A 6,333-nucleotide genomic window follows, 5' to 3' on the forward strand; every position below is an offset into this window, starting at 1 on the left:
TTGAACTTTAGACATAATATTAATACCTTGTAATTTTAATGTTGGATTGCCTTAATAGGCTTGATAGCGTAAAAACAGACTGGAACTTAAAAACTACAAAGCGTGGTATTATTAATAAAACGACGGTATGGAGAATGTAAACAAAAGGCTTTCTTTCTTGCTGATGGACACTTTATAGATTCTAAAATGAAAGTCAAGTTGTTTGAAAAACAAACAAGCAATTATCTGCAAATATACAGCCGTGTTTAAGTGAGTTTTACCACACATTTGCAGTTCCTCTACGCAGGCGATCCTCAACAAAACACCTTGAGGATGACGGAGTGGAACACCTTGAGGATGACGGATAGACACATTGACGATGACGGAGTGGAACACCTTGACGATGACGGATAGACACATTGACGATGACGGAGTGGAACACCTTGACGATGACGGATAGACACATTGACGATGACGGAGTGGAACACCTTGACGATGACGGAGTAAAATCCCTACCGTCATTCCCGAGTTGTCCTATCGGGAAGTGACAAATTTGTCAGGAACAAATTTGAACGTTGGAGTTTACGACAACGACCTGAAAGGCGGAGGGCAGGACGCCCGGAGTCATTTACGACAGTTCAGTGTCATGAACGGGCTAAGCTCTGCGTGCCCTTACCCCAGATCCAATAGCGCCATAACGCATCCTCAACAGAACAATTTGAGGATGACGGAGTAAAGTCATTGCAGATGACGACGTAACCCCTACCGTCATTCCCGAGTTGTCCTATCGGGAAGTGAATTGAACGACAGTTCAGTGTCATGAACGGGCTAAGCTCTGCGTGCCCTTACCCCAGATCCAATAGCGCCATAACGCATCCTCAACAGAACAATTTGAGGATGACGATGAGGATGACTAATCGGCGCCAAACAGATCCCGCGTATAGACTTTATCTGCAACATCCGCTAACTCTTGTGCCATACGGTTCGACACAATCACATCAGAGGTGGCTTTAAACTCTTCTAAATCAGTTAACACTTTAGAATGGAAAAACTCGGTTTCTTTAAGCACAGGCTCAAAAATCACCACTTCAATCCCTTTTGCTTTCAGGCGCTTCATAATTCCCTGAATACTGGATGCACGGAAATTATCAGAGCCAGACTTCATAATTAAGCGGTAGATACCCACACGTTTCGGATTGCGCTTAATAATAGAATCGGCAATAAAGTCTTTACGCATAGTATTTGAATCAACAATCGCACCGATAATACTGTTCGGCACATCCGCATAGTTAGCACGAAGCTGTTTGGTATCTTTTGGCAGGCAGTAACCACCGTAACCAAAAGAGGGGTTATTGTAGTGATTGCCAATACGCGGATCTAACCCTACACCTTCAATGATCTGCTTGGTATTCAAGTTATGCGTTTCAGCATATGAATCTAACTCATTAAAATAAGCAACGCGCATCGCAAGGTAGGTATTAGAAAATAACTTAACCGCTTCCGCTTCGGTTGAATCGGTAAACAGTACATTTATCTCTTCTTTAACTGCGCCTTGCACTAATAGATCAGCAAAAACTTTCGCACGTTCACTCTGCTCACCGACAATAATACGAGAAGGATATAAATTGTCGTACAAAGCACTCCCCTCCCGTAAAAACTCAGGTGAAAATAGAATATTGTCACAAGCAAACTTTTCTTTTACCTGTTTGGTATAACCCACAGGTACAGTGGATTTAATCACCATCACAGCTTGTGGATTAATCGCCATCACCTCTTTAATCACAGCTTCCACAGAAGAAGTATTAAAATAATTAGTTTCAGCATCATAATCTGTCGGCGTAGCAATAATAACAAACTCAGCATCTTGATAAGCCAGCTGTTTATCGAGCGTTGCGGTGAAATTAAGATCTCTGTTTTTTAGAAACTCTTCAATTTCCGTATCAGCAATGGGGGAAAGTTTATTATTTAGAAGAGTAATTTTTTCTGCAATAATATCAACTGCAACCACTTCATGGTGTTGCGCCAAAAGCATTGCGTTTGAAAGGCCTACATAGCCTGTACCTGCGATAGCAATTTTCATAATCGAATAAATCCTACAAAAAAACATCCATAAAAATGAATGTCTTAAAAAATAATATAAATGGCCATTGACGGAAGTTAATACGTCTATCAATAAACAAACTGAAATAGCGGCGAGTGGCGAAACATTCTAAACTAAACTCGTGCCCCGAGGATATCTCAATACACGTTACAGCGTTTGAATATTTTTCAGACTATTTATTAACACTCTCACTTATCTCAATAATTCTCAGCCTCAACATAACCGCGTAACTCTGGTGCAGAGCCCAATGAGCGCATGGTGAATAGCCGATATTATCCTCAAAAAGCCCTAACAAACTTATTAATCAGCTCAGCAGTCTTCAGACTGCCCGAGAGTACGGCGCTTATAGCAAGAAGGAGAATATCTAGGAGGTTAATTTTTTGTAACTTGATTTCTGCCGTTTTCTTTTGCGCTATACAATGCAGAATCAGCTCGACCGAGTAATTGTTCTAACGTCTCATTATTCCTGTACTCGCTAGCACCAATGCTAATGGTGAGAGCAATATCCATACCATTTTGTTGGTAATGGTTTTGCTCCATACTGAGTCGTAGTTTTTCTGCGACAATCAAACTTTCTTCAAGGTTTACTTTGGGCAGTAAAATAATAAACTCTTCACCGCCGAAACGAACAAAAACATCATCGGCTCTTAATCTTTGTTGGGTGTTTTCTACAAAAAATTTCAATATGTTATCGCCAATCAGATGTCCATAGGTATCATTGATTTTTTTGAAGTAATCAAGATCAATAAACAAGAGTGATAAGGGTTCCTGCATCTCATCAGATAAAGTTAAAAGCAATGGTGATGTTTCAAAAAGGTAATGGCGGTTAAAAATATCGGTTAAATTATCTTTAAAAGCGACATTTTCTAATAGCGTTTTCGCATGCTCTATCTTTTGTGTTCGCTCCTTTATTTTCCGTTCCAGGTCCTCATTAAGCTCCTGTAATGCTTTGGTTTTCTCTGTTATTTTTCTGTTTAATTGTTTATTTAAATTAGTTAGCAGCCAGTGTCTATATGAAAAAATGGCAGTGACTAAAAAAAGAACAAATAGTATCTGCCATAACAATCCGTAGTTGAACGCATCTTCATATTTAATAAAACTATTTTTGTCAGCAATCTCCTGTTTTGTTTCTTCTGATAAATTATTTACCAGTTTTTCAAAAACCTGCAAAAGTAATATGTCATCATTTCTTATCCCAATACCAAATTCTGTTTTTTGCTCAAATTGTCCGCTGACTTTGAGTTGCCCGAGAAAACGGTTCTGTAATAGTCCAGAGACGACACTAAGCCCGCTTATAACGCCATAGAGTTCGCCATTTACCACTTTTTCAAGCCCATCTATTGTTGTATCAACTTCTACTATTATGATATTCGGATATTTTTTACGGAGCAGTTCTTCCTGCGCATAACCTTTTGGCACACCTATTTTTTTATTTTCCAAGTAAGTGAAATTATCTATAAACGGGGCATGGGGTTTAGTAACTAACACACGAGGGGTTACTAAATAAGGGGAGGTAAAGTTAAGATATTTTTCTCTCTCTTGTGTTTTTGCAGCTAGAGAGAGCAGATCACATTTTCTCTGCTGTGCAAATTGCAGGGATTGATTCCAAGAGCTGGTTTGGACTATTTCAATGGGGATAGGTAACTGCTTTCTAAAAATATTAATAAAATACGTATTTAAACCAATATGCTTGCCTTGTTGATCAAAACCGTCATAGGGCAACCAATTTGGGTCGATACACATGGTGATCTGTTTTTTTTGTTGTAAATAGGCTTCTTGTTTTTTAGTTAATATTAATCTGGGATTTTTGTCATCAAAAACAAGATGCCCAACATCAAGATCCCCCTTTATTACCCCTAATATTTTGTAAACATCCCAAATTCGGTTTAATTTATTTTCGTCTATTGTTCCTATCGCATTGGTGTTAAAAAGTGCTAATTTTTTAAGCTCTGCCCCTTCGAACAGAAGCTCTTCTTTTGTTAAATTTTGCTCATTATATTTAGCTAAGATTAAATCGACCGTTTCATCTATATGGGAAAATGCATATTGCCAACCTTTTAACGAAGCGGCTTTAAATGCCTTAACTGTGTTTATATCTTGTGCAATTAACTCCTCACTTGTATATAAAAAATCACTGTACATATCAAAACCATAATCTTTAGGATTAAAAAGATTATATTCCACCCCCATTTTGCTTAACTCGTAGGGGGCTTTGGAGATATAAGCGCTGATCAGATCGGTTTTTTTATTGACCAAATCATTTATATTATGCGAATGGGGTATTAAGTTTATATCTTCTAACTGTATATGGTTGGAATTCAGCATCGCTTTTAATGAGGCTTGGTTAATATCATTGCTTGTGGCCATTATTTTTTTACCGACAAACTCATTGATGGTATTGATTTTTGATTCTTTAGTGCTGAGCAGGACAATTGGACTGGATTGAAAAAGTGCATACAAAATAACAATTTTTTTGTTTTGAGCCATTTCAGCTATTAATTTCTCGTAACCAACGGCAAAATCAATTTCTCGATCATTAATTTGTTGTACAGCATCTACCCCAAATTGATAAGGTTTGATAGTAACGTCTAATCCAACGTCATTATAAAAACCTTTTTCTTTGGCAATATAATAACCAGAAAATTGAAATTGCTCTAACCAAGAGGGTTGAAGCGTTACCGATTTTAATTCACCTGCACATAATTGATGACTCAATAAAGCACAAAGGCACAAAAAAATTCTTAGACTTTTAGGCAAAAGAAATCCTTTTATTAACAAATCTAAAATCACCTCTAGTCAGTGTTCCTACCATTTTTTTCATGCTATTAAGACTAGGTGAATTTATTGATACGGCAGTACAAATAATTATCAGTCGGTCTATATTACAATAGATGAAAGCATTTAGTTTATGCTTTATTGTCTGTTTTTACCGCTATATCACAATGTCAGCAACAAACCAGTTAGAATTAAACATACATACCACGTAAATCGCTGTCTAAGCATTCAGTGCTAGTATCAAGATCCTGCAGCAAAAGTGCAAGTCGCCAACCGCCCTGGAATAAAAATGCCCTGTTTTTGTAAACAAGCGTTCATGATCAGCGCTACGCTATTAATAATCAGATTAACAGAAACATCGCTGGCCATATATTTGACCATCGGAAACTATTTAACTTTTCGAGATCCCCGGCCATTGCTGTATAAATCCTCTCTTCATAAGTTTCCCTACCAATTTCAATTTAGATAGCCAGCATAGCAATGTGCAAATTTTGCACATTGCATATATCCAAAACCATCTTAGCCATGACGCTTATTTACCCTCCTTTGCGTACGTTAAGCAAAGTTTAGCGGAATTTCAAAATTGATCTGCGCCGCATGCTTCCAGAAAAATAAGGGCTCGTTTATCCCTCTCTCATCGTGAGTCGTATTTATTTTTGCTTCATATACCAAGCCGCATTTGTTAGCCTGCATTATCTATCAAATGCGGTACACAAGCGCTAAGGGAATTATCTTGACTGACATACGTAAATACACGCTTGCAGGCTGCTTAGCCATTTTAATATGGAGCACAACGGTAGGACTAGTGCGCAATGTGGCAGAGCAATTAGGCGCAATTGGTGGTGCTGCAATGATTTATTCAGTGAGTTCTTTGTTTCTTTTGATCTTCATTGGTGCGCCTCGATTTAAAGGCTTCTCATTAAAATACCTATCGATCGGCGGGACACTGTTTGTCAGCTATGAAATTTGCTTATCGCTTGCGTTGGGAATGGCTAATAATCGAATTCAAGCGGTCGAAATGGGCGTAATTAACTATTTATGGCCCTCTTTAGTGGTATTGCTCGCAGTGTTTACCAGTAAAAATCCTGTTGATAAAAGACTTTATCCGGCGATAGCCCTGTCGTTTTTCGGTGTGGCTTGGACGGTGAGTGGTGATGGAGGAATTTCGATTAGTCAATTGGCCGGCAATATAGCGACAAACCCTTTAAGTTATTCAATGGCGTTGAGTGGTGCTTTTATTTGGGCGTTTTACTGCAATATCACCAAGCGACTTGCCAACGGAAAGAATGCCATTACCTGGTTCTTTATAGCGACCGCGGTGGCTTTGTGGATCACCTATTTTATGAGTGATGAACCTGCCATCGTTTTCACATCAGGCGCGGCGATTGACTTATTAATAACGGGCGTCGCGATGGGCAGCGGATATGCATTATGGAATATAGGTATTATTGGCGGCAATATGATGCTTCTGGCCACCC

Annotated in this window: 3 protein-coding genes; 1 reads left to right on the top strand and 2 read right to left on the bottom strand. The window is 38.6% G+C overall.

Features of this window, described 5'->3' with window-relative positions; all coding sequences use genetic code 11:
* Positions 1-892: 892 nt before the first annotated feature.
* Together ACJAT7_RS17105 and ACJAT7_RS17110 are read right to left on the bottom strand one after the other, a co-directional pair.
* Positions 893-2,059, bottom strand: a complete 1,167-nt coding sequence (locus ACJAT7_RS17105; protein ID WP_415228013.1) for a nucleotide sugar dehydrogenase — start codon at positions 2,057-2,059, stop codon at positions 893-895.
* A 393-nt stretch (positions 2,060-2,452) separates the two neighbouring features.
* The gene (locus tag ACJAT7_RS17110; protein ID WP_415228014.1) at positions 2,453-4,795 is read right to left on the bottom strand and encodes a diguanylate cyclase; all 2,343 of its coding nucleotides are present in this window, start codon (positions 4,793-4,795) and stop codon (positions 2,453-2,455) included.
* Positions 4,796-5,588: 793 nt separating this feature from the next.
* Here ACJAT7_RS17110 and yddG point away from each other — a divergent pair.
* Positions 5,589-6,333, top strand: a 745-nt coding sequence (gene yddG / locus ACJAT7_RS17115; RefSeq protein ID WP_415228015.1) for an aromatic amino acid DMT transporter YddG, incomplete at its 3' end; no start/stop codon positions are given.

Origin of the sequence: Psychromonas sp. (genome assembly GCF_047632995.1) — a bacterium.
Lineage (GTDB): Bacteria > Pseudomonadota > Gammaproteobacteria > Enterobacterales > Psychromonadaceae > Psychromonas.